Source organism: Rummeliibacillus sp. GQ308 (genome assembly GCF_059759115.1).
Genome location: NZ_JCAXDQ010000001.1, coordinates 985,184 through 1,010,713 on the forward strand (window position 1 = coordinate 985,184; position 25,530 = coordinate 1,010,713).

Consider the following 25,530-nt stretch of genomic DNA (forward strand, 5'->3'; position numbering starts at 1 on the left):
AGTGACATTGTAGTGCTACAAGAAGAAGCGATAATTGTAGGCGGCGGTCCATGTGGCTTAGCTGCGGCTATTTCATTAAAACAGATTGGGCTAAATCCCATTATTATTGAGAAGGGAAATATCGTCAATTCGATTTATAACTATCCTACGCATCAAACGTTTTTTAGTTCAAGCGAAAAATTAGGAATTGGTGATATACCTTTCATAACTGAACAACAAAAACCAAAGCGAAATCAAGCATTGGTCTACTACCGTGAAGTTGTAAAAAGAAAAGACCTAAATATTCATCGCTTCGAAAGAGTTGAACAAGTAACGCCAAATGAGGGCAAATTTATTGTGAAAACAGATTTGGCTGAATATGAAACACCCTATGTTGTCATTGCAACAGGATATTATGACCATCCCAATTATATGAACATACCGGGGGAAGAGTTACCAAAAGTGTATCATTATTTTAAGGAGGGCCATCCCTTCTTTGATACGGACGTTTTGATTATTGGAGGTAAGAATTCTGCGATAGATGCAGGTCTAGAACTCCATAAAGCAGGTGCTCGTGTAACAGTTGCCTACCGCGGAGCGGAATACTCGCCGAGCATTAAACCATGGGTATTGCCAGATTTCGAAGCTCTTGTACGCAATGGCGAGATAAATATGATGTTTAATACACTCGTAAAAGAGATTACAGAGGATGAAGTAATATTATTGCAGGAAGGTAAAGAAGTTACTGTGAAGAATGACTTTGTATTCGCGATGACAGGGTACCATCCTGACCATTCATTTATTCAAAAAATGGGCGTAACGGAAGACAAAGCAACTGGTCGCCCTACATTTAATCCGGAGTCCATGGAAACAAATGTGCCGGGGTTATACATTGCAGGTGTGATTGCAGCAGGCAATAATGCTAATGAAATTTTTATTGAAAATGGAAAACTGCATGGAGACTTAATCGCAAAATCAATTAAAGAAAAACGCTAAAATAAATAACTAGGATTTTGTCATAAGTAAATATATATGATGTCCTAGCTTTAACAAAGCTATATTGGTTTTCTTTAGGTTGTATTGTTAAACAAATAATTGCTGTTAAAATTAAAAGACAGATTTACTCTACAAATGTGTGTAGAATAAATCTGTCTTTTGGATTTTATAATTTGTGAATTAAATCTGAACTAAGCTAGTCCCAGGGTGATCTTTTATGAATTAGATAACTTCAATTGATATTTTATAAGTATATTTTTTATGAACGATGCTCCTGCTGCCACCATTATTGTAACAAGAAGTATCCCAAATCCCATTACTGCAATTATTGGCGGTAGTGCATTTGCATAGTCAAGTATAAAGATTCCTAAGACATAGAAGACAATAATAACAAATGCACTGTATTTTATTCGATTTAATCCCTGAACAATGCGACTAGGATTGATAGATTGATACTCAATAATTTGAATCATAATCAGTGTCTCATATATCGCATAAAAAAAGGGCAGCGCTGTCGCATAATTCCTAATAAAACAGGATATTTTAGATATGTTACTTCTGGATGTATTAATACGGTTTCCTGGGCTACCTTCGGTAAAACAAACACACATAATAACAAAATGATTGTACCTATTAAAATGGTGACTGAACTTAAAATGGTGGAATTGATTTTTTGCATAGTATTCCCCCTTTTTTATATTTACCTTTATATTATAACGTATGAAAATTCAGAAAGTTCATCTGCTGAACATAAAGGAAAAAGAAATCCTGCAAAAACAGGATTTCCATATAATTTTTGATGAATGATGTATTTAGATGAAGAATTTCTTAACATTAATTGGTTTTTCCTCTTGGTTGAGACCGATCATTAACTTTAAGCGAGCCTTTTGTCCGCTTAAACCTGTTGCGAAAATAACGCCCATATCTTCTAGCATTCTGCCGCCGCCTTCATATCCATATACACCTTGCGCAATGCCATTAAAACAACGTGATACTAGAACAACTGGAATGCCGTGTTGTATTAATTTTTCTATAGTAGGCAGTATTGCAGGAGGAACATTGCCTTGTCCTAGTCCTTCTAATACTACACCATCATAATTGCAATCAATTGCTGAATGAAGAAGGTCTGCATCCATTCCTGCATATATTTTAAATAACGCAACTTTTTTATTCAAGCTATTTACTTCAACGTATTCTCTTTTCATTGGTGCTTGTTGAAAGTGGATTAATGTCTTTGTCACTAGTCCAAGCGGGCCATACTGCGGTGACTGGAAAGTGGAAACAGAGCTTGTAGATGTTTTTGTAACATTTACAGCTGAATGAAGCTCATCGTTCATCACCACAAGTACGCCTTTATTTCTTGCTTGATCAGACGAAGCAACTCTAACAGCTTCTACCAAGTTATAAACACCATCAGCACCTAGCTCATTTGATGAACGCATGGCACCTGTCAGTACGATCGGCATTTCTAAATTTGTTGTTAATTCTAAGAAATAAGCTGTCTCTTCTAACGTATCTGTGCCGTGGGTAATTACAACTCCGTCAACCGTATTTTTCTTAATGGTATCTATGATTAAATTGCGCAATTCAAGCATCTTTTTCGGTGTTATATGTGGCGATGGTAGATTGAAAGCTTCTATTTCAATTAGATCTGCAATCATCTCCAGTTTTTTGCTTTCTTGCATTAAAGGATTGTTTGTATCTGGGATGACACCTCCGTCCTCACTCATATGCATGGATATAGTGCCTCCTGTATGAATAAGCAAAACTTTTTTCTTCATAAAGTCCTCCTCGAAATTTCCTGTCATATCTTATAAAATAGTACTATAAATAGAGACGGGGTGCCTGACAAATGTTTGTTCTTTTATCCGTTTCCATTGCTCCGGCACTAGCGCTATTTAGTTTCTTTTACTTGAGGAACCAAATGGCAACAGAGCCTAGAACAACATTGTTTCATACATTTATATATGGTGCAATTTTAACATTTCCGATTTTATTTTTGCAATTTGTCGTAAATGAAGAAAAAATTTTTTCAAGTGTACTAATGCAAGATGTACTGTTTTCAGGAGTAGTGGAAGAGTTTTTCAAATGGTTTATATTACTAATCGCCATTTATCATCATATCGAGTTTGATGACCCTTATGATGGCGTTTTATACGGAGTCAGTATATCACTTGGATTTGCGACTGTTGAAAATATATTATACATCCTGTCATTCGGCTTAGATACGGCTTTTATGCGGGCTCTTATGCCTGTGTCTAGCCATGCCCTTTTTGGCGTTGTTATGGGTTATTATCTAGGAAGAGCAAAATTTACAGGAAGAAACAGCTCTATTCGTTACCAAGCAGTGTCTTTGGCTTTGCCAATGTTGCTTCATATTATTTTTAATTTCATACTAACAATAGAAGGAAAGTGGGCATATATCATGCTCCCATTTATGTTGTTTTTATGGTGGTTTGCTCTGCGCAAAGTAAAAATTGCACATAAGCAATTGGTTCAGATGCTTGCGGCACAGCAGAAATTTTAATAGAAAATAGCGAAATCAATTTTTAAAAATAGGTTGACTAGGATTGTTTGCTATATGTTCAAACAGCATCTCTTTAATCGAAAAAATAAAGAAAAGAAACAAAAGGCTTTTAGAATAATAAATTTCTAAAAGCCTTTTACTTTTTGTTTGTACTGAGGGGATTTTTTCTCTCAGTTTTTTTGTATAAAAAACATGCAAGAAACCATGCTTATAGAAAAGGAGCTGTCAATATGAGACGTTATCAAATGCTTTTGTTGGTTATTCTAAGTCTTTTTCTTACAAGCGTGGCCCCGAGGACAGGAGAAGCATTCTCCTCACAAATTATTACAAGAGGCGCGTTTGGCGATGACGTTATTGAATTGCAATCAAGACTTCAATACATTGGATACTATAAAGGAACGATTGATGGGAAATTTGGCTATAGCACATATTGGGCATTGCGAAATTTCCAGGATCAATATGGATTGCCGATAGACGGAGTGGCTGGTGCAACAACGAAGAAGAAGTTAGCATCGGTTTCAAACTATGATAAAGACTATGTAATGGAACAAATAAGAAAAGGAAATAAATTTACTGTCTATGGTGGCCAAAAGAAAACTACACAAGAAGGCACTGGTAATGGGGCAGATATGCAAATCCCAAGTAAATTTACGGAACAGGATTTGAAGCTGTTATCAAATGCAGTATATGGAGAGTCAAGAGGAGAGCCATATGAAGGACAAGTGGCTGTAGCTGCTGTGATATTGAATCGTTTGGAAAGCCCTGATTTTCCTAACACTGTTTCAGGTATCATCTTCCAACCTGGTGCATTTACAGCTGTATCAGATGGACAAATCTGGCTTGAACCGAACAAACAAGCGATGGAAGCAGTACTGGATGCAATGAATGGATGGGATCCCTCACAAAATGCCCTTTATTATTTCAACCCAAAAACAGCAACAAGTAAATGGATATGGACAAGAAAACAAATCACACAAATTGGCGAGCATATCTTCTGCATTTAGTAAAACTGGAGGTGAAAACGAATGAAAAAAACCATATTTTTATTAAGCTACGCACTAATAGTCTGCTTAATATTTATAGTAGCATCAAATAGAGAAAATAAGGAACTTCAATATCTACTGCACGGACAATATACGAATAAAATGGCAGATGCTTCAACACAACTAAATGAGTTACAGCAAGCTGTTCAGCAATCCTTAATGTATAAAGATACCACCGCACTGCATCAATCTTTACAAGATGTATGGCGCTTGTCATCTGATATTAAATATTCCATAGCGGATTTGCCGTTAGATCAAGAATTTACAAGCGAATGGATGAATTATCTTGGTCGACTAGGTAACAATGCAAAAATGACGATGACATCTAAGGAGAATGCTGATAAATGGCATGCCAACATAAAGAATGTTTCTGAAAACCTCACAAACTTTTCGAATGATTGGCAAGTAGCAACAGCACATGTGTTACAGCAAGATAACAATTATAAACATTGGCTAGAAGAACAAACGGCAGACCAATCAACGGGTAATTTTAAAAATATGGCTAAATCAATTAAGACATATAGAGAAAGTGATTTTCCGTTGACTGCTAGTGAATCAGATCATGAAAAGAGGAAAAACCTGCAAAAATTAGATGACCGAAAAATTAGCAAGAGCGAAGCGATAAATCGTTTTAAAGATATGTTCCCAGAGTTATCAAATGCCACTATAGCAGTGAAAAATAGCAGAAAAGGTGCACCGTATCCTTTTTATCACATTACTTTCACTAAAGGCGAACGCACAGGTTATGCGGATTTGACCGTAAAAGGCGGCCATCTTCTTTCCTATTTAGTTGAACGACCATTTGGACAAACTAGTCTTCCAATTCTAAAACTAAAAAAATTGGCAGATCAACATTTAAAAGAACTAGGCTATACCGATGTTGTTGAAACAGATGCAAGAGAAAATAGTGAAGTTTGGCACTTAAGCTACGCTAGAGTAGATCAATCAACCAAAGCGAAGATTTATGCGGATGGCGTACAAGTGAAAATAGCTAAAGATACTGGTGAAGTTGTAGGTCTTAATGGAATTGAGTACATTCAAAAAGAAAAAGTAAAACCGCAAACGATGAAGAAAATAGATTGGAACACATTCTTTAATAGCGATGCGGAAGTGATGGAAGAAGATTTAGCATATGTTGAGGATAAAGATTTTGTCGAGAGACTTTGTTATGAAGTAACAGTTAGAGTGAACGCCAATAAAACGCAGCACACATACAAAGTACTAATTGACACAGAGACAGGTGAGGTAATTAAAAACGAGCGACTGTCATAAAAAACATATATCAGTGGGGAACGAATCCTCACTGATTTTTTTGTAGGTCTAAAGGTGTCGGATGATTAAATATTATGTCGTTTTTAAATTCATAATGATAAAAATAAAAAAATATATAAATGCATTTTATGCTCTTTTCCTTTATGTAGAATGGATATAGCTAAATCGTCCAATCCGTGGCATAATAAAAACACAACTTATGAATCATAAAGGGAGATTGCTATGGAATTGAAAATAGGTACCAATATAATATTAGAATCAATTTCTTCCGATGTAAAAGATCGCCTTCGCGCTAAAATTGTAGAGCAAAAAAACAATATTCTCTACATTGATTATCCAACCAATATACAAACAAATAAGACCTCTTTTTTGTTAGAGGGTGGACAATATCGCGTTTCTTTTGTAGATGAAGCTAAAAACGCTTATGCATTTAAAACAGAAGTTCTTGGAAGAATTAAAAGCAATATTCCAATGATTATGCTGGCATTACCTGCTAACGATCAGTTTATTAGGATACAAAGGCGTGAATATGTTCGTGTAGCTACACCTGTTGATATTGCTGTAGAGTATAATCAACAGAATTATCAATATGTGGCGGAAGACATTAGCGCTGGTGGCTTAGCAATCAACATTCCCAAAATTGTACCATTTAAAGAAAATGATGAATTACAACTTATCATTGTCTTGCCATTTTCGAATTCAAATGAAGGAGTTAAATATGTCCATACCTCTGCAAGAGTCATTCGGATAATAGAAAAAGACCAAAGAATGTTGGCTACACTGCAATTTACAAATACGGATGACGTCGACCGACAATACATTGTAAGGTTCTGTTTTGAACGGCAATTGCAAAATCGCAAAAAGGAAACAAGCTTTTAGGGTATTTTGAAACTGTGAAGTTTTAATCTGTTAGTATAACAAATATTTAATTATGAATCGGAAAATAATAACAAGGAAAATGGACAAATGTTAAGTAAAATAATCACATTTGTTCGTTTTTTTATTACCTTAAATAAATTTATGCTAGCTTCATATTACTAAGGTTCTCCTTGCTGTTTGAACGCAGATTCAATATTGAGTAATGTTTCACTTTATCTTTTCACGGGCAATTGGTTTCTGTGTTACAATATGACGGAGAGAAGGGGTTGACATTTGAAGATGAATATACAAATCGCTATTGATGGTCCTGCAGGGGCCGGCAAAAGTACAATTGCCAAAATAGTGGCAGAAAAGCTTGGCTATACTTATATTGATACGGGCGCAATGTACCGTGCTCTTACATTAAAAGCATTGAACGAACATATAAATTTAGAAGATGCTAAAAGCATTACTGATTTGCTTACAAATACGAAGATCCAGTTAAAGCCTTCAAGCAATGGACAACTTGTATTTCTTGATGAGAAAGATGTATCGGAAGAAATCCGTTCTAATGAAGTGACCAAGAATGTATCGAAAGTTGCTAGTCATGCAACGATGCGAGAGATTATGGTAGATCACCAGCGTGAAATGGCAAAGCAGGGCGGTGTAGTAATGGATGGACGAGATATTGCTACCGCAGTGCTGCCAGAAGCAGAATTAAAAGTATTTATGTCAGCGACAGTGGAAGAAAGAGCTCGGAGAAGATATGAGGATAATAAACACCGAGGTATTGAATCATCATTGGAACAATTAAAATCTGAAATAGCAAAACGCGATAAATTAGACAGTGAGCGTGAAGCTTCTCCGTTGATTCAGGCACCAGATGCCATTTTCCTTGATACAACAGAGCTTTCTATTTCTGAAGCTGCACAAACTATTTTGGAATTAGCTAATGAAAGGATGGGCTAAATGGACTTTTACCAATTTGCTAAAACAGTTGTGTTTAATGTACTAAAGCCAATCTACCGCATGGAAGTTATAGGAAAGGAAAATTTTCCTGCAGAAGGCGGTATACTTTTATGCTCAAATCATATCGATAATTTAGATCCTCCAATGGTGGGTATTTGTTCACCAAGACCGGTCAACTTTATGGCAAAGGAAGAGCTTTTTAAAGTTCCTATTTTAAAATCCATTCTCCCTAAGGTACATGCATTTCCTGTGAAGCGTGGTTTAAGCGATAGGCAAGCATTGCGAGTTGCAATTGATACATTAAAAGACGGCCAAGTTGTTGGCCTTTTTCCAGAAGGTACTCGCAATAAAAGCGGTAAACTAGGCAAAGGTTTTTCGGGCGCTGGTTTTTTTGCATTGCGAGGAAATGCAAATGTGGTTCCATGTGCCATCATAGGTCCATATAAACCGTTTAGAAAAGTGAGAGTTGTATTTGGTAAACCAATCGATATGGAACCGTACAGAGAAACAAAGGCAAAAGCGGAAGAAGTAACACAAGTGATCATGGATCATATCCAGCTATTGCTAAATGAACATCATCCTGAAAATAAATAATATGTGATTATAAGGGTTAATTTTTGTTTTTACTAGCAAATTCTTATAAAATAGGAATTATACATTGTGAAGGAGGATTACATATGTCTGAAGAAATGAACTTAAACGAAGTAAACGAAATCCGTGAAGGCGATGTCGTAAAAGGCAAGGTCGAACAAGTGGAAGATAAAGTTGCAATCGTCACTATAGCTGGTGCACCGTTTGATGGCGTAGTGCCAATTAGCGAGCTATCTAGCTTGCATGTGGAAAAAGCTTCTGACGCTGTCTCCGTAAATGATGAATTAGAATTAATCGTAACAAAAGTTGAAGAACCCGATGATGCAAAGCCTGGTCAATACGTGTTGTCAAAACGCAAAGTTGATGCGAAAAAGGCATGGAAAGTTTTAGAGGAACAATTTAATAACGGCGAAATAATTGAAGCTGAAGTGAAAGATGTAGTGAAGGGTGGCCTTGTCGTTGATCTAGGCGTTCGAGGATTTGTACCAGCTTCACTTGTAGAAGATCACTTTGTTGAATCTTTCGACGATTACAAAGGAAAAACGTTAACATTCAAAATCGTAGAGATGGAAGAAGAGAAAAACCGTCTAATCCTATCTCACCGCGCAGTTTTAGAAGCCCAAAAAGCTGAGAAAAAAGGCGAAGTGTTAGGTGGTATTCATGAAGGCGATGTACTAGAAGGTACTGTTCAGCGTTTAGCTTCGTTCGGCGCATTTGTAGATCTGGGTGGCGTTGACGGCCTTGTACACATTTCTCAGGTATCTCACGAACATATTGATGATGTGGCATCCGTTCTTTCTGAAGGACAACGTGTTAAAGTAAAAGTTCTATCCGTTGATCCAGAACAAGAGCGTATTTCTTTATCTATTAAAGAAACACAAGAAGGCCCATGGACAAATATTGAAGAGAAAGCTCCAGTGGGTGCTGTTCTTACAGGGAAAGTGAAACGCCTAGTTGGTTTTGGCGCTTTCATCGAAGTATTCCCAGGTGTAGAAGGACTTGTCCATATCTCACAAATCTCACATAATCATATTTCCACTCCTCATGAAGCTTTAAAAGAAGGCCAAGAGGTAGAAGTGAAGGTTCTGGGCGTTGATCAAAACGAAAAACGGTTATCTCTTAGCATTAAAGCATTACTAAATAATGCAGCTGAAGAAGAAGTAACAGACTACGAAATGCCAGAAGAAACAAATGGATTTTCATTCGGTGATGTGATTGGTGATCAACTGAAAAATTTCTCAAAAAATAACTAATTAAAAGAAACAGACGCAAAGAATCGTTCTAGCGTCTGTTTTTTCTTGCAATGCATCAGTTTTTTGATAAAATAAAGATATATTGACTTGAATTGTAGGTGATGGTGACAGATCAGATGCCATCACCTTTTTTGTTGTATAATAGGATTAAGAAGTTGGAAGGATGAATTTAAAATGACGAAACCGATTGTCGCAATTGTCGGCCGTCCAAATGTCGGTAAATCGACTATTTTTAACAGAATTGTAGGTGAACGTGTGTCCATAGTGGAGGATATTCCAGGTGTGACGCGCGACCGAATCTATAGTTCTGCGGACTGGCTTACACATGATTTTAATATTATTGATACTGGCGGTATTGATATAGGAGATGAGCCGTTTTTAGAACAAATTCGCCATCAAGCAGAGATTGCCATGGACGAAGCAGATGTAATAATCTTTATGGTCAATGGAAGAGAAGGCGTAACATTGGCAGATGAGCATGTAGCCAAAATTTTATACAAAACAAAAAAACCAGTAGTACTAGCTGTTAATAAAATTGATAACCCTGATATGCGAGATATGATATATGATTTTTATTCATTAGGCTTCGGCGATCCATTCCCAATTTCAGGATCACATGGTTTAGGCTTAGGGGATTTGCTTGATGAAGTAGCTAAACATTTCCCAAATGAAGAAGAACAAGTATACGATGAGGATGTCATTAAGTTTTCATTAATTGGCCGTCCAAATGTCGGCAAATCTTCTTTAGTTAATGCCTTTCTTGGTGATAACCGAGTTATTGTCAGCGATGTTGCCGGTACAACGCGCGATGCCATTGACTCAAATTATGAATTTGATGGTCAAGAATATGTCATCATTGACACTGCTGGAATGCGCAAAAAAGGAAAAGTCTATGAGACAACAGAGAAATACAGTGTCCTTCGAGCCCTTCGAGCAATTGAACGTTCAGATGTCGTTCTGGTTGTTTTAAACGGCGAAGAAGGTATACAAGAACAAGACAAAAAAATTGCTGGCTATGCGCATCAAGCTGGTAAAGCTGTGATTATTGTTGTGAATAAATGGGATGTTGTAGAGAAAGACGAAAAAACAATGAATGAAAAAACAAAGGAAATTAGAGAACAATTCCAGTTTCTTGACTATGCACCTATTATTTTTGTGTCTGCTAAAACCAAGAAACGTGTACATTCCATTTTGCCAATTATTAATCGCGTCAGCGAAAATCATTCCATGCGGATTCAATCGAGCATCTTAAACGAAGTAATTTCAGATGCAGTAGCAAGAAATCCTGCACCAACAGATAAAGGTCGTCGCTTACGTATTTACTATGTAACCCAAGTAGCGATTAAGCCGCCAACATTTGTTGTCTTTGTCAATGATCCAGAATTAATGCACTTTACTTACGAGCGTTTCCTAGAAAACCGAATCCGCGAGACTTTTGACTTTGAAGGTACGCCGATTAAGTTGATTACAAGAGCGAGGGACTAATAACTATTTAATAGAAAGGGGCTTTTACATGAGTCGTGTAGCAGTGCTAGGAGCAGGTTCATGGGGGACATCATTAGCGATTGTTCTAGCAGAAAACGGGCATGATACATTACTATGGACACATAGAAAAGAACAGGCGGAAGAAATTAGCAACCAACATAGGAATGCTAAATATTTGCCGGAAACAATCTTGCCGGAGAATTTAAATGCGACAGATGATATGGAAAAGGCAATTTCACATGCGGAAATAGTTGTCATGGCTGTGCCTACTAAAGGTATCCGCGAGACTTGTAAAAAAATGCTCAAGACATTAGACAAAAAGGTCCTTTTTATACATGTCTCAAAAGGAATCGAACCTAATACTTTATTACGCATATCTGATATTATTAAAGAAGAAATTCCAGCTGAATTTATTGAGGAAATTGTAGTGTTGTCAGGTCCTAGTCATGCAGAAGAAGTGGTATTGCATCATCCTACAACAGTAGCAGCTGCATGTGAAGATATAGTAGCAGCTGAGCGAGTACAAGATTTATTTATGAATCAATATTTCAGAGTATATACAAATCAGGACGTCATCGGGGTAGAAATAGGCGGTGCCTTAAAGAATGTTATCGCATTAGCTGCAGGAGCCGTTGATGGTTTAGGATTTGGCGATAATGCCAAAGCGGCCCTAATTACTCGAGGTCTTGCCGAAATCTCCAGATTGGGCGTGAAAATGGGTGCTAACCCACTTACATTCTCAGGGCTGGCAGGCATGGGTGATTTAATCGTCACATGTACAAGTGTCCACTCCCGTAACTGGAGAGCTGGCCATATGCTCGGCAAAGGGTATACACTAGATGAGATTCTTGAACAAATGGGCATGGTGGTAGAAGGCGTTCGTACAACAAAGGCAGCCCATCAGCTTGCAGAGAAGTACGAAGTGTCCATGCCTATTGCAGAAGCGTTGTACAGCGTTTTGTTTGAGGATAAGAACCCTCGCCAAACGGTGGAAGAACTTATGCTTAGAGTGAAAAAGCAAGAATTAGATGCGTATTATCTCTAAACTTTGTTAACATCCATATTGTATAATGGAGTCATAAGATATTTTCAACGCTCTACGTATTTAGTGAATAGTCAAAATAAGAGGTGAGCAGCAGCCATCTCTTATTTTTTTAGGCTATCTCATATAGGGTTTGACTGAATGTACATAAGAAAGGTGGTTGTATCGTTGTCAAATTTAGTGCTTCTTGCAAGTACAGGCATATCCGGTATGACAATGATGTGGATTTCTTTTTATTCCATTGGTTTTATGCTTGTCGCATCAGGACTCATTTATTTAAGCAGACAAAAGATAAAAAATCGAATTATCAGTTCAATTGTCGCGTTGATTGCGTATATTTTTTTAATAATTGGCTTTTTGACAATGGTATTTGTTGTAATGTCATTTTAAAATAAATGAATGAGGGAAAGTTTATGAAAAAATATAGCTTATTATTATTTGTTGCATTACTTACAGTGGTATTGGCCGGATGTATGTATCCAGATAAAGAGAAAGTAGAAAATCAAGTGCCAGATGAAGCACAGCTATTAACAGTCCAAAAGACTATTAATCAATTCAGAAAAGATACAGGCGGCTTATTGCCGATTCAGAATCGTGATCAAGATGTAGACCAATATATCAAGTACCCAATAGATTTTTCAAAGCTTATAAGTGGCGGATATATTCCGAAAGCTCCAGGCAATTCTTTTGAAAAGGGTGGAATATATCAATATGTAATCTGGCATGCAGAGAGCAAAAAGCCCAAAGTAAAATTAGTCGATCTGCGGGGCACTGAAATTATCCGAGAGATGAATATTAAAAAAGGTGTAAATGGATTTGTGCCAATTGCGGGCCAAATCAAGGATGATATTTATCAAATAGATTATAAAAAAATGGGCTATAAACAAGCCCCTACTGTTCCTAGCCCTTATTCAAATACCAATCTGCCCTTTATAGTAAAAGGAAGTGGCGAAATTTGCATTGATTATTCTATTGAACTGCAAAGAATTCTTGATAAAGAAAAGCCAAATGTGAAAAGTGGTGAAGACATCAGACACCTTTTATCGGATCGCTATGAGGTTTTGCCTGCCTATTCTTTGCCTTATACAGTGAATGACAAACAAGAAGTCGAATTTCTTACAGATTCGAAAAGAAAATAATAATTTACCTTTTTAAAAAGCGTTTCATGACTTGTGCATGAAACGTTTTTTGCGTGCATAGGATATAGTGCTGAGAAAAAGGGGGAAGAAAAACATGTCACAAGAAGTGTACGAGCAAATGGCAACAAGAACGAACGGCGATATTTATATTGGTGTAGTAGGACCTGTAAGAGTAGGTAAATCAACGTTTACAAAGCGTGTTATGGATATTATGGTATTACCGAATATGGAAGATGAAAAAGAAAGACAACGAGCACAAGATGAGCTGCCACAAAGCTCGCCTGGTCCAGTCATTATGACAACAGAACCTAAATTTGTCCCAGCGAATGGCGCGCAAATTTCAGTAGGCAATCAGGATATGCCTTTTAAGATTAGATTCGCAGATTGTGTAGGATACATTATTGATGGAGTGAAAGGCTATGAAGATGAAAATGGACCAAAGTTGGTACATACACCATGGCACAACGACCCGATTCCATTCCAAGATGCAGCTAAAATTGGTACAGACAAGATTATACGAGAGCATGCTAATATTGGTGTTGTAATGACGACTGATGGTACAGTTAATGGCATTCCGCGTGAATCTGTCCGTCAGGCGGAGCAAGATATTATTGATCAATTACAAGAAATCGGCAAACCATTTGTCATTGTAGTGAATAGCAAAATGCCAGCGCATACGACTGCTAAAGAATTATGTGATGAACTACATGAGAGGTATAATGCACCAGTCATTTCTACATCAGTAGATCAAATGACGCTAAATGAGGTAAAACATATCCTAGAAGAAGCATTATATGAATTCCCAATTAAAAAATTGGAAATGGAAAAACCGGATTGGTTGGATGTACTAGAAGAGAATCATGAATTAAATAAATTGATCAAGCAATCAATTGACAATTGGAAGCAATCTGTCAATAAAATTAGAGATATTGAACGCTTGACAAAAGAATTGCTTGATGAGGACTTCATTGCGTCAGCACAGGTGAAAAGTGTAGATGCGGGATTAGGGCATGCGATAATTAGCTTACAACTGAAAAATGATATTTTCAAAAATATCTGTGACGAATGGCTGGAAGAGCCTATCCAAAGTAAGAAGGATTGGTTATTATTTATAAAAGAATCGCAACAAGCGAGAAAATCTTATCAACGCTTCCATGAAGCGATTGAGCAAGCGCGGAAGGATGGTTATGGTGTAACACTGCCGACCCTTCAGGAATTCGAACCGTCAAGACCAGAGATTATTAAACAGAATAATTTCTTTGGTGTCCGCATGGAAGCAAAAGCACCATCTTATCATATTTTACGTATTGATATGGCAGCGGAATTCGCACCGTTGATTGGATCAGAGTTCCATAGCCAGCAGCTGCTGAAAGATTTAACGTATGCCTTTTTACATGATCGGGATGCATTATGGGAAACGCAATTATTCGGCACACCATTGTTTGAAGTAATGAAAGAAAGCATTGCTTACAAGACAGATGCAGTTCCTAAACATGCAAAAGCAAGAATGCGCCAAACGATAGAAAAAATGGTCAATAAAGGCGATTCAGGCATGGTAACATTTATTTTATAAATACAATATATATTAACCATTTAATAAATGAATCTGGACTGAAGATTTATTTATCTATATAAAGAAAATAGTTTATAAATTGAATAAAAGGAACAATGAAGGACTATTTACAGTATGTAAGTAGCCCTTTTTTTATGGTGTTTTTCATGTATCTATATGTAAAATAGATATCATATATTTGCTTTAATTGTACATATTTTACTGTCGTATACTTCATTTAAACATGCTATATTGGTTAAGACAGGCATTATTATTTGCTTAAAATCAACAAATGAAGTATAAATATTGTTGCACAGTAAATAGTGTTGTGATAATCTTTTTACATGATTTAGTGGTATGCCTTTTGAGAGGAGGTGAATGGTGTGAATAAAACAGATTTAGTAAACTCTGTTGCAGAAACTGCAGAACTTTCTAAGAAAGATGCAACAAAAGCAGTTGACGCAGTATTTGAATCTATCCAAGCAGCTCTTGCAAAGGGAGATAAAGTACAATTAATTGGTTTTGGTAACTTTGAAATCCGCGAACGTGCGGCTCGTAAAGGACGCAATCCTCAAACGGGTGAAGAAATCGAAATCGCTGCAAGCAAAGTACCTGCATTCAAGCCAGGTAAAGCGCTTAAAGATGCAGTAAAATAATTTTGCATCTGTTACATAGAGTAGCCAATATAACTGGCTACTCTTTTTGTATAATTAAGAGTGAACAGGACTAACTATACATAAAAAGATATTACTTAGTGGGATGGGCTAAGAATAATATAGGTTTATTCAAGTTTAGAAAATGAAATAAATCCGTTTTCATATTTTGCGATTAGAGGTCTTGTATGTTAATCTCATTTTGAGACTTTTTTAGAAGCATAGGGGGTTACCATGATTAATATTAAAGAAGAGAAAATTGATCATTCAAATTCGAATGTTGACTTAAATAAAATTGAACAAGCAGTAAAAATGATACTTGAAGCAGTAGGAGAAAATCCTGATCGTGAAGGATTATTAGATACGCCAAAACGTGTGGCGAAAATGTATGCAGAAATGTTCCAAGGACTTCATATAGATGCTAGAGAGTATTTTAAAACAGTTTTTCATGAAGAGCATAATGAAGTAGTGTTAGTAAAAGATATACCATTCTATTCTATGTGTGAACATCACTTAGTACCTTTTTATGGTAAAGCTCATATTGCTTATTTGCCAAAGGATGGAGTTGTTGCAGGTCTAAGCAAGCTTGCGCGAACAGTTGAAACTATTTCACACCGTCCACAATTGCAAGAACGTATTACAAGTGAAATTGCCGAAACAATGATGGAGATGCTAGAGCCGGAAGGTGTTTATGTTGTGGTGGAAGCAGAACATATGTGTATGACTATGAGAGGTATTAAAAAACCAGGTGCAAAAACGGTTACATCTTCAGCAAAAGGAATCTTTTCAGAAGATGATGTGAAACGACAAGAAATACTATCATTCATTAAAATGGCTTAATTTACGCCTTTTTTTATGGTATGATAGGAAAAGGAAATTCGAATACAAGGAGACTCTTCAAATGGGCCAAAATGATTATGTAGTAATACGTGCAAAGGAAGATGGCGTCCATGTGATCGGTTTGACTCGCGGGAATGATACAAAATTTCACCACTCGGAGAAACTGGACGAGGGTGAAGTAATGATCGCGCAATTTACAGAACACACTTCAGCGATGAAAATTCGAGGCAAAGCAGAGATTCAAACAGCATTTGGTATTGTTGAAAGCGATGCGAAAAAATAAAATTATAGCCCGTTTTACTATCTCTGGAAAATAAGGTGTTGAAAGATTGATTGGGCCATGCTGTAGCAGTAGGTGAAAAAAGCCCCAATTGGCCTTTTACATTGTTAGAACGAGATAAGTAATACAGTATAGCAACAGGAAATGAACTGAATGGAGAAAAGTTTATGAATGCAGCAATTTTAGAAGAACATTTATTACAATCAAAAAATAATATATTAACCAAATTGCATCATAGAACGCTCCTGCAGTATACAGGCCAGCCAATTATTTTTGATGGACAACTTCGCTATATATTATTGCCAAAATTGAACGGCGAACATTGGCCGAAAAAAATAGAACAGGCTGTAAACGCAGTTGCTATGGTTTATGCCGCATTGAATGGCCATGAACAAATCAACGAACAAGATGCTGCCACAAAAAGGCAGCAACTAACAGTTCTTGCTGGCGATTACTATAGCGGTATGTATTATGCAACACTTGCAAAAATTCCTGATATTGAGCTTGTTCGTTCATTGTCTGAGGCTGTCGCAAAGAGCAGCGAATCAAGGACTGCTTTATATGAGCCTATGAAGCGTTCGATGGATGAATGGTATAAGATTCTAGAAGTGATCGAATCAACGATTACGTGCCAGTTTTTGAAGCGTTTTAATCTAGACAGTTATATTGAAATTGTCAAAAACGGACTGGTTTTGGAACGACTTAAACGAGAATTACAGTCTTTACAAGAAAAGCATATGAAAACGCCATTCCTGAAAATACTAGAACAGCAGCAAGAGTATGCAGGCATGAACAATGAACAAATTTTAAGACGGCTAATCTCTAACCTTTCATCTAGGCTAATACGTATTATTACAGCTTCTCCGATCTTACAAGATGAAGTGAAAACATTTATGTTGCAGCATGTTGAAGTAAATGTAGAGGCACAGATTACGATGAAAGGTGTTGAGTAGAATGGCTCAATCTAAAGAAGAGCGCGTACACGCTGTTTTTGAAAATATTTCAGATAGCTATGATAAGATGAATTCTGTCATTAGTTTTCAGATGCATAAAAATTGGCGTAAAGATACAATGAGACGCATGGCTGTAAAACCAGGTTCTCATGCGCTAGACGTCTGCTGCGGCACTGCAGATTGGACAATTGCGCTTGCTGACGCAGTTGGAGAGAATGGCCATGTCACAGGGCTAGACTTCAGCCAAAATATGCTGAATGTAGGCATTGAAAAAACAAAGAATATAAAACAAATAGAGCTAATACAAGGAAATGCGATGGAACTGCCATTTGATGATAATACGTTTGATTATGTAACAATTGGGTTTGGTCTTCGCAATGTACCTGATTATATGCAAGTTTTAAAAGAAATGCACCGTGTGGTAAAACCGGGCGGCAAGGTTGTATGCCTTGAAACATCACAACCTGAAATTCCAGGTTATAGACAATTGTTCCGCTTTTATTTTCACTATATTATGCCGTTATTTGGCAAGCTTTTTGCTAAAAGTTTCAATGAATATTCTTGGTTGCAAGAATCTGCAAATGATTTCCCAGGGATGAAAGAATTGAAAAAAATGTTTGAAGCTGCGGGCTTACAAAATGTAATATACAAATCATATAGTGGCGGAGCAGCTGCTATGCATATGGGCATAAAAAAAGAAATTTAGTGTAGGGGATGTTTAGACGCGTGGAAAAGATGAAGTTAAAGCTTCTTTATGCTGATCTGCAATCAGACATAAGAGTCATCGAAAAAGAATTAGAAACAGCGTTGGATTCATCTTCACACTATTTGAAAGATGCCTCTCTCCATTTGCTGAAGGCTGGCGGAAAACGTATTCGACCTGTCTTTGTGTTGCTCGGTGCAAAATTTGGCCAATATAATATAGATGATATGAAAAACGTAGCTGTGCCACTTGAGTTAATACATATGGCATCGCTTGTACATGACGATGTCATCGATGACGCTGAGCTGCGTAGAGGGCGTCCTACTGTTAAATCCCAATGGAATAATCGTGTTGCTATGTATGCTGGTGATTTTATTTTTGCAAGGGCATTAGAATATATGACGAATATTCAAAATGAAAAGGCTCACCAAATTCTATCTAAAACGATGGTGGAAATTGTGCAAGGAGAAATCATTCAAATTGAGGATAAGATGCATTTAAACCAATCTATCCGTGATTATTTCCGTAGAATTAAACGGAAAACTGCATTGCTTATATCCTCAAGCTGTCAGCTTGGTGCTGTAGCCGCTGGAGCAGATGATAGCGTAGCACATCACTTAAAGAAGTTCGGCTACTATGTAGGCATGTCATTCCAAATCATTGATGATGTTCTGGATTTGACAGCTACAGATAAACAGTTAGGGAAACCCGCAGGCAGCGATTTACTTCAGGGGAATATCACATTGCCTGTCTTATTGGCGAAAAACGATTCAGCTATTCGGCCATATATTGAAAAAGCATTGAACGGCGATATGAAAGAAGATGAACGACAAGTTTTCTTGAAAAAAATGCGCAGCTCTAATGCAATCAACGATGCCTATCATATAAGCAACTTATATTTGCAAAAAGCTTTAAAAGAAATTGAAGAATTGCCAGCCAATTCTGTGAAAAAGTCTTTAAAAGATATTGCTTTATATATGGGGAAACGCAAATTCTAAAAATTGTTGAACATTCAAGCGTTCAATGATACTATTTTCAAGTAGGGTTTTTACCCTAGAACATCTTAAGGAGTTGTAATATTTAATGGCTATCCAAAAAACATTTTTAATGGTTAAACCTGACGGTGTAAAACGCCAACTAGTTGGTGACATCGTTGATCGATTTGAACGCAAAGGTTTCGTACTAAAAGGTGCTAAACTTATGCAAGTATCTCAAGAATTAGCTGAAAAACACTATGCTGAACATGCGGACAAGCCATTCTTTGGTGAGTTAACTGAATTCATCACATCTGGTCCTGTATTTGCAATGGTATGGGAAGGCGAAAACGTTATCTCTGTAGCTCGTCTAATGATGGGTGCTACAAACCCTGAGCAATCAGCACCTGGCACAATTCGTGGTGACTACTCAACAACTTTATCTCACAATGTGATCCACGGTTCTGATTCATTAGCTTCAGCAGAACGTGAAATCGGTCTATTCTTCACAGAAGAAGAAATTCACTAATATCAAGAAAACTGTTCACTCAAATGAACAGTTTTTTTATTTTTCTTCAAACTCTATTAATAGACCATTTCCGATTTGGAACTAATTAGGTATAATAAACCTAGGTCTAAAGAGAGGGAAGAGCATATGACGGATTATGAAGGATTTATCACAAATATTAAACGCAAAACAAACATTGATTTGGCTTTATATAAAGAAGCCCAGATGAAAAGAAGATTAACATCCCTATATGAAAAAAGAGGATTTAAAAATTTCAATGATTTTTATAAGGGAATTGAAAGAGATCAACAATTATTAAATGAATTTTTAGATCGAATGACAATAAATGTATCTGAGTTTTATCGTAACGGCAAACGGTGGGAAGTTCTCCAAAATAAGATATTTCCAAGATTGTTAAAAGAGAATAGAAAACTAAAAATATGGAGTGCAGCCTGCTCAACGGGAGAAGAACCATATACTATCGCTATGGTCTTATCAAACTATCTTCCTTTATCGCAGATTTCAATTATAGCAACTGACCTTGATGAAAATGCAATAGCAAAAGCAAAAACTGGGATATATCCAGAACGGTCGCTAGCAGAGGTAACTACAGCCATTAAAGAAAAGTATTTTGTGAAAAACGGGATGTTCTACCAAGTGAAAGATGAAATAAAACGGACAGTGACCTTCCGCAAACATAACTTGCTCAAAGATCCATATGAACAAAATTATGATTTGATTGTGTGCCGCAATGTAATGATCTATTTTACAGAAGAAGCAAAAGATCAAATATACCTAAATTTTAGTAAAGCGCTTCGACCAGGTGGAGTATTATTTGTTGGTAGTACAGAGCAAATCTTTAATCCATCTAAATATTCGTTTGATATTGAAGATACATTTTTTTATAGCAAGGCATAAGTTGAAGGCGCTTTCGTTTTATACGGAAGGCGCTCTTTTTATTAATCACAAATTTATCCGTCTGTTCATGCTTTTTTGAGTTAAAATATGTTATAGTGAAAAACATACACTTTAACGAGTTGAAGGGGGAAAGTATATGCGTTATTTAACAGCAGGAGAGTCGCATGGACCACAATTAACTACTATTATCGAAGGAATACCAGCCCAATTAGAGCTAACAACAGAACAGATTAATAAAGAACTTAAACGTCGACAAGGTGGCCATGGAAGAGGGCGCCGCATGCAAATAGAAACAGATACTGTAGAGATTGCTTCAGGTGTTCGACATGGCAAGACGTTAGGGTCGCCGATTGCGCTAATTGTCAAAAATGATGATTGGAAACACTGGACAAAAATTATGGGTGCGGACCCTTTGCCAGAAGATATAAACCCAGATGAGATTAAAAGAAAAATTACGAGACCACGCCCAGGACATGCAGATTTAGTAGGCGGCATTAAATACGGACATAGAGACTTAAGAAATGTATTAGAACGCTCATCGGCAAGAGAAACGACTGTGCGTGTAGCAGTTGGCGCTGTAGCAAAAGTTTTACTAAATGAATTAGGCATCCATATTGTATCGCATGTAACAGAAATCGGTGGTGTCATTGCAAATCCTGAAACGACGATGAATAAAACAGTTCATGAAATTCGTCAAATCATTGAAAATGATCCATGTTATTGTGTAGATCAAGATGCTTCTATTAAGATGGTAGAAGCAATTGACGCAGCTAAAAAAGCGGGAGATTCGATTGGCGGCGTTGTAGAAGTTATAGTAGAAGGTGTACCAGCTGGAATCGGTTCGTATGTCCATTATGACCGTAAATTGGATGGTAAATTAGCTGCGGCTATGATGAGCATCAATGCCTTTAAAGGAGTGGAATTTGGTCTTGGTTTTGAAATGGCTCATTTAAAAGGGAGCGAAGTGCATGATGAAATTCTCTGGAGTCCTGAAGAGGGATACACAAGGAGAACCAATCACTTAGGTGGTCTAGAAGGTGGTATGTCTACTGGGATGCCAATCGTAGTTCGTGGAGTAATGAAGCCTATTCCGACATTATATAAACCCCTTCAAAGTGTTGATATTGATACTAAGGAAGATTTTAAGGCAAGTGTCGAGCGTTCCGATAGTTGTGCTGTACCTGCTGCTTCAGTTGTGGCAGAACATGTTGTAGCTTTCGAAATAGCAAAAGCTATCGTTGAACATTTCCATAGCGACCAGCTTGGCCAATTAAAAGACCAAATAAATGAGATGAGAAAAATAATGAAGGAGTTTTAGTGATGAAAATTCCAATTCATACTCCCTCCCGTAGCTATAATGTGTATATAGGTCAGGGAGACCTTGAAGAAGCTATAAAAACGTATCAACAATTCATCGTAGAAAGGGACAAGGTAATTGTATTTACGGACGAAAATGTTTGGCGAATATATAAAGACGCATTTACAAAAAGTTTCCCTTTTCCATTCTCTGTATTTGTTTTGCCAGGCGGAGAAGCATGCAAAACATTTGAGCAATACTTAGCCGCACAGACATTTTTGTTAGAACAAAAGTGTACACGTAAATCAATGCTGTTTGCTTTTGGTGGAGGAGCAGTTGGCGATCTTACAGGCTTTGTTGCTTCCACTTTTATGAGAGGAATTCCGATCATTCAATTGCCTACGACCATTCTTGCCCACGATAGCGCAGTAGGAGGAAAGACTGCGATAAATCATGCTTTAGGCAAAAATATGATAGGAACCTTTTATCAACCAGAAGGTGTCATATTCGATATTGAATTTTTAAAAAGCTTGCCAGCACAAGAGGTAAGATCAGGAATGGCTGAAGTAGTAAAACATGCACTTATTTCTGACATGGTCTGGTTACAGGAATTAATGGAGCTTCCGCCAATGTTCAATCTAGATGAAGAGAAAACGATGGGCTATTTAGAACAGGGGATTCGTGTAAAGGCAAATATAGTAGCCCAAGATGAAGAAGAACATGGCGTACGAAAATTTTTAAACTTTGGCCATACATACGGCCACGCACTAGAAGCAGCATTTGGCTTTGGGAAATTAACGCACGGCGAAGCGGTGATGATCGGTATGGTATATGCTTTATTGCTAAGCGAAAAGTATGGTCAAATATCACGCTCATTTACGAAAGAATTTCTTTTGTTTGCTATACGTAATAAATATCCTGTAGAATCTGTTGCTAATTTTAGTTTTGATGAATTATTTGAGTTTATGCAAAAGGATAAAAAAGCTGAAGATGGTGAACTGCAGTTTGTACTTTTAAAGGATATCGGTAAACCATTCACTCAGCGAATATCCCGTAGTGAGTGTCAAGAAACAGATCTTCTTTTAAGAGAATTAATAGAGGGGGTATCATATGATTAGAGGAATACGAGGCGCCAGTACAATCGCTTATGATAATCCAGCATTAGTAATGCAGGAAACAAAGAATTTAATGGAGCGAATAATAAAGGATAATGAGGTGCTTCCGGAGAATGTTGCATCAGTGATTATTTCTACAACTGCAGATATCGTTTCAGCTTTTCCTGCTAAAGCTGTACGGTCACTTCCGAAATGGGAGTATGTTCCCGTTATGTGTACACATGAGATGAATGTGCCAAACGGGCTTCCCTTATGTATTCGAGTACTAGTACATGTGAATACAACTGTCCCACAAAATGAAATTAAGCACATCTATCTGAATGAGGCTGTAAAATTAAGACCAGATTTGACAAAATAATAGATATAGAAGGAGAGAGTGCAATGAAATGGAAGAAAGAAATTGAGGGGCTAAAAGCATATCAGCCAGGAAAGTCGATTGAAGCAGTTCAGAAAGAATTCGGACTAAGCACTATTCATAAGCTTGCTTCAAATGAAAATCCATATGGCTGTTCGCCCAAGGTGCAAGAATTCTTAGCAAAAGAAGCATTCAACTTTGCTTTATATCCAGATGGAGCAGCAACTGATATGCGGTCAACCATCTCAGAGCATTTAGGTGTTAGTGGTCGAAAGCTTATTTTTGGCAATGGGTCTGACGAATTAATTAGCATTATATCAAGATCGCTTCTTCGTCCAGGGGTTAATACAGTAATGGCAAAGCCGACTTTTTCACAGTACGCATTAAATGCAAGAATTGAAGGAGCAGAAGTACGCGAGGTTCCTTTGAAAGACGGTACTCATGACTTAGTAGAGATGTTTGAACAGATAGATCATGAGACAGCAGTCGTATGGCTATGCAGTCCAAACAATCCAACAGGGGTTGTGATTGATGACAGTGCCCTTACAGCATTTCTTGACAAGGTTCCTCAGGATGTATTAGTGGTCCTAGACGAAGCTTATTTTGAATATATAACAAACCCTACATACAGAAATACGCTTTCGTATATAGATGAATATCCTAATCTACTTATCCTACGTACATTTTCTAAAGCTTATGGATTAGCCTCTTTCCGAGTTGGCTATGGAGTGGCTTCAGAACCGATTATTGCTAAATTGGAACCTGTTAGAGGACCATTTAACACTACCGTATTAAGTCAAGCCGTAGTAAGTGTAGCAGTTGAGGATCAATCCTTCATTGATATGTGCAGAAGTGAAAATGAAAAGGGTAAACAGCTAATAGAGAAATTCTGTACAGCGCATAATCTTCATTTTTATCCTTCAGATACTAACTTTATTTTAATGGAAGTGAAGACTGACAGTGATATAGTCTTCCAAAGACTAATGGAAAAAGGGTATATTGTAAGAAGCGGCAATGTACTTGGCGTACCAGGGTATGTACGGGTGACGATTGGTACGCAAGAACAGAATGAAGGCTTCTTGAGACAGTTAACAGATGTCCTTAAAGACCAAGGCGTTGCAATATGAAGAAAACTATTCTCATTGTCGGTTTAGGATTAATTGGCGGTTCCGTTGCGGTTTCATTACGGAAGTCCCCTAATCTACATGTGATTGGCTATGATATAAACGAAAAGAATACTGATGCCGCCTTAGAACTAAATATTATCCAAGAAGGAACATTGGATCCTAAAAGTACATCAGAAAGAGCTGACATAATACTATTTGCAACACCTGTAAATGCTACGTTAAACTGGCTAGACTTAATAAAGGACTGGCCACTAAAGAAAGATGTAATTATTACGGATACAGGTAGCACAAAAACATTAATTATGGAAAAAGCGTGTGAACTAAGGAAATTAGGAATAACTTTTATTGGCGGGCATCCGATGGCGGGCTCGCATAAAAGTGGCATCTCAGCTGCAAAGCCATATTTATTTGAAAACGCCTATTATTTGCTGACCCCTCTAGAAAGTGAAGAGGAAGCAACAATACAAAGGTTAAAAGAAATACTTTCTTATACAAAGGCCAAGCTCTTAACTGTATCAGCAGCATCTCACGATCAAATGACAGCTGTAGTGAGCCATTTCCCTCATATTGTGGCAGCTTCATTAGTGAATCAATTAAAAGAAGAAAGCACGCAAAACGAAACTACAAAAATGTTAGCGGCTGGAGGATTCAGAGACCTCACAAGGATTGCCTCTTCAAACCCGAAGTTATGGCGTGATATCACAATGCAAAATCGAATTCAGATACTTGCTCAATTGACTAGTTGGCAAAAGGAAATGGCTAAAGTAAAAGAGGTTCTTGAAACGGGCAACGCGGATGAAATTGAAATGTTTTTTTTCGATGCAAAAGAATATAGAGATCAGCTTCCGAGTACAAAAGGGGCTTTATTTTCTACATATGATTTATCAATTGATGTCCCTGATTACCCAGGTAGCATTGCAGAAATTACTGCTTATTTTGCAGAAGAACAGATCAGCATTACAAATATTCGTATTATAGAAACACGAGAAGACGTATATGGTATCCTTGTGGTTAGTTTTCAAAACGAAGAAGATCGCGGAAAAGCAGCAAGTTGTATTAAGCGCCGTACCCAGTACGATGTTTATATAAGATAAAGAGGCA

At 37.1% G+C, this 25,530-nt stretch carries 28 protein-coding genes; 26 read left to right on the forward strand and 2 right to left on the reverse strand.

Features of this window, described 5'->3' with window-relative positions:
- Positions 1-12 precede the first annotated feature (12 nt).
- Positions 13-975, forward strand: coding sequence for a YpdA family putative bacillithiol disulfide reductase (locus AC6CHJ_RS04690; protein WP_147193974.1), 963 nt, complete (start codon positions 13-15; stop codon positions 973-975).
- Positions 976-1,190: 215 nt separating this feature from the next.
- Here AC6CHJ_RS04690 and AC6CHJ_RS04695 read toward each other — a convergent pair whose 3' ends face one another.
- Together AC6CHJ_RS04695 and AC6CHJ_RS04700 are read right to left on the reverse strand one after the other, a co-directional pair.
- Positions 1,191-1,586: a DUF2975 domain-containing protein gene (locus tag AC6CHJ_RS04695; protein ID WP_498287447.1), complete on the reverse strand. Its 396-nt coding sequence runs from the start codon at positions 1,584-1,586 to the stop codon at positions 1,191-1,193.
- A gap of 201 nt (positions 1,587-1,787) precedes the next feature.
- Positions 1,788-2,756 (reverse strand): asparaginase, encoded by a 969-nt coding sequence (locus AC6CHJ_RS04700; RefSeq protein WP_147193971.1) that lies wholly within the window; start codon positions 2,754-2,756, stop codon positions 1,788-1,790.
- Positions 2,757-2,827: 71 nt separating this feature from the next.
- Between AC6CHJ_RS04700 and prsW the strand changes: the two genes are divergently transcribed.
- The 25 genes from prsW (at position 2,828) to AC6CHJ_RS04825 (ending at position 25,523) form a co-directional block, all read left to right on the forward strand.
- A complete protein-coding gene (gene prsW, locus AC6CHJ_RS04705; protein ID WP_147193970.1) occupies positions 2,828-3,502 on the forward strand; it encodes a glutamic-type intramembrane protease PrsW in 675 nt (224 codons plus the stop codon).
- Between the two features lie 230 nt (positions 3,503-3,732).
- Positions 3,733-4,506: a spore cortex-lytic enzyme gene (sleB, locus tag AC6CHJ_RS04710; protein WP_147193968.1), complete on the forward strand. Its 774-nt coding sequence runs from the start codon at positions 3,733-3,735 to the stop codon at positions 4,504-4,506.
- A 21-nt stretch (positions 4,507-4,527) separates the two neighbouring features.
- A complete protein-coding gene (locus AC6CHJ_RS04715; RefSeq protein ID WP_498287450.1) occupies positions 4,528-5,817 on the forward strand; it encodes a PepSY1/2 domain-containing protein in 1,290 nt (429 codons plus the stop codon).
- A gap of 222 nt (positions 5,818-6,039) precedes the next feature.
- Complete coding sequence (locus tag AC6CHJ_RS04720; protein WP_498287452.1) at positions 6,040-6,696, forward strand: flagellar brake protein; 657 nt, start codon at positions 6,040-6,042, stop codon at positions 6,694-6,696.
- Between the two features lie 273 nt (positions 6,697-6,969).
- Positions 6,970-7,644: a (d)CMP kinase gene (gene cmk, locus AC6CHJ_RS04725; protein WP_173668470.1), complete on the forward strand. Its 675-nt coding sequence runs from the start codon at positions 6,970-6,972 to the stop codon at positions 7,642-7,644.
- Positions 7,645-8,238 carry a lysophospholipid acyltransferase family protein gene (locus tag AC6CHJ_RS04730; protein WP_498287454.1) on the forward strand — a complete coding sequence of 198 codons (594 nt, stop codon included), beginning with the start codon at positions 7,645-7,647 and terminating at the stop codon, positions 8,236-8,238.
- An 83-nt stretch (positions 8,239-8,321) separates the two neighbouring features.
- Complete coding sequence (rpsA, locus tag AC6CHJ_RS04735; RefSeq protein ID WP_498287456.1) at positions 8,322-9,488, forward strand: 30S ribosomal protein S1; 1,167 nt, start codon at positions 8,322-8,324, stop codon at positions 9,486-9,488.
- 174 nt (positions 9,489-9,662) lie between these two features.
- Positions 9,663-10,973: a ribosome biogenesis GTPase Der gene (der, locus tag AC6CHJ_RS04740; protein WP_249775737.1), complete on the forward strand. Its 1,311-nt coding sequence runs from the start codon at positions 9,663-9,665 to the stop codon at positions 10,971-10,973.
- 28 nt (positions 10,974-11,001) lie between these two features.
- Positions 11,002-12,018 carry an NAD(P)H-dependent glycerol-3-phosphate dehydrogenase gene (locus AC6CHJ_RS04745; protein WP_249775738.1) on the forward strand — a complete coding sequence of 339 codons (1,017 nt, stop codon included), beginning with the start codon at positions 11,002-11,004 and terminating at the stop codon, positions 12,016-12,018.
- Between the two features lie 165 nt (positions 12,019-12,183).
- Positions 12,184-12,405, forward strand: coding sequence for a DUF2768 domain-containing protein (locus tag AC6CHJ_RS04750; protein WP_307723577.1), 222 nt, complete (start codon positions 12,184-12,186; stop codon positions 12,403-12,405).
- A gap of 23 nt (positions 12,406-12,428) precedes the next feature.
- Positions 12,429-13,154 carry a YphF family lipoprotein gene (locus AC6CHJ_RS04755; RefSeq protein WP_498287458.1) on the forward strand — a complete coding sequence of 242 codons (726 nt, stop codon included), beginning with the start codon at positions 12,429-12,431 and terminating at the stop codon, positions 13,152-13,154.
- Positions 13,155-13,248: 94 nt separating this feature from the next.
- The gene (spoIVA, locus tag AC6CHJ_RS04760) at positions 13,249-14,727 is read left to right on the forward strand and encodes a stage IV sporulation protein A (protein WP_066786036.1); all 1,479 of its coding nucleotides are present in this window, start codon (positions 13,249-13,251) and stop codon (positions 14,725-14,727) included.
- 362 nt (positions 14,728-15,089) lie between these two features.
- Entirely contained in the window at positions 15,090-15,362 is a 273-nt protein-coding gene (gene hbs, locus AC6CHJ_RS04765; protein WP_066786039.1) for a non-specific DNA-binding protein Hbs, read from the forward strand.
- A gap of 231 nt (positions 15,363-15,593) precedes the next feature.
- Positions 15,594-16,199: a GTP cyclohydrolase I FolE gene (folE, locus tag AC6CHJ_RS04770; protein ID WP_147193956.1), complete on the forward strand. Its 606-nt coding sequence runs from the start codon at positions 15,594-15,596 to the stop codon at positions 16,197-16,199.
- A 61-nt stretch (positions 16,200-16,260) separates the two neighbouring features.
- Entirely contained in the window at positions 16,261-16,482 is a 222-nt protein-coding gene (gene mtrB, locus AC6CHJ_RS04775; RefSeq protein WP_066786045.1) for a trp RNA-binding attenuation protein MtrB, read from the forward strand.
- 164 nt (positions 16,483-16,646) lie between these two features.
- Positions 16,647-17,432 carry a heptaprenyl diphosphate synthase component 1 gene (locus AC6CHJ_RS04780; RefSeq protein WP_147193954.1) on the forward strand — a complete coding sequence of 262 codons (786 nt, stop codon included), beginning with the start codon at positions 16,647-16,649 and terminating at the stop codon, positions 17,430-17,432.
- 1 nt (position 17,433) lies between these two features.
- A complete protein-coding gene (locus AC6CHJ_RS04785; protein ID WP_249775741.1) occupies positions 17,434-18,138 on the forward strand; it encodes a demethylmenaquinone methyltransferase in 705 nt (234 codons plus the stop codon).
- Positions 18,139-18,158: 20 nt separating this feature from the next.
- Positions 18,159-19,133, forward strand: coding sequence for a heptaprenyl diphosphate synthase component II (gene hepT / locus AC6CHJ_RS04790; RefSeq protein ID WP_184117504.1), 975 nt, complete (start codon positions 18,159-18,161; stop codon positions 19,131-19,133).
- An 85-nt stretch (positions 19,134-19,218) separates the two neighbouring features.
- Positions 19,219-19,638 (forward strand): nucleoside-diphosphate kinase, encoded by a 420-nt coding sequence (ndk, locus tag AC6CHJ_RS04795; RefSeq protein WP_066786060.1) that lies wholly within the window; start codon positions 19,219-19,221, stop codon positions 19,636-19,638.
- Between the two features lie 126 nt (positions 19,639-19,764).
- Positions 19,765-20,535 carry a CheR family methyltransferase gene (locus AC6CHJ_RS04800; protein ID WP_498287461.1) on the forward strand — a complete coding sequence of 257 codons (771 nt, stop codon included), beginning with the start codon at positions 19,765-19,767 and terminating at the stop codon, positions 20,533-20,535.
- Positions 20,536-20,671: 136 nt separating this feature from the next.
- The gene (gene aroC, locus AC6CHJ_RS04805) at positions 20,672-21,853 is read left to right on the forward strand and encodes a chorismate synthase (RefSeq protein WP_498287463.1); all 1,182 of its coding nucleotides are present in this window, start codon (positions 20,672-20,674) and stop codon (positions 21,851-21,853) included.
- Positions 21,854-21,855: 2 nt separating this feature from the next.
- Positions 21,856-22,950, forward strand: coding sequence for a 3-dehydroquinate synthase (gene aroB, locus AC6CHJ_RS04810; RefSeq protein ID WP_147193948.1), 1,095 nt, complete (start codon positions 21,856-21,858; stop codon positions 22,948-22,950).
- Complete coding sequence (aroH, locus tag AC6CHJ_RS04815) at positions 22,943-23,305, forward strand: chorismate mutase (RefSeq protein WP_147193946.1); 363 nt, start codon at positions 22,943-22,945, stop codon at positions 23,303-23,305. The genes aroB and aroH overlap by 8 nt, the downstream gene beginning before the upstream one ends.
- Positions 23,306-23,328: 23 nt before the next feature.
- Positions 23,329-24,429 carry a histidinol-phosphate transaminase gene (hisC, locus tag AC6CHJ_RS04820; protein WP_498287464.1) on the forward strand — a complete coding sequence of 367 codons (1,101 nt, stop codon included), beginning with the start codon at positions 23,329-23,331 and terminating at the stop codon, positions 24,427-24,429.
- Positions 24,426-25,523 (forward strand): prephenate dehydrogenase, encoded by a 1,098-nt coding sequence (locus AC6CHJ_RS04825; RefSeq protein ID WP_498287466.1) that lies wholly within the window; start codon positions 24,426-24,428, stop codon positions 25,521-25,523. Before hisC ends, AC6CHJ_RS04825 begins: the two co-directional genes overlap by 4 nt.
- The last annotated feature ends 7 nt before the right edge of the window (positions 25,524-25,530 follow it).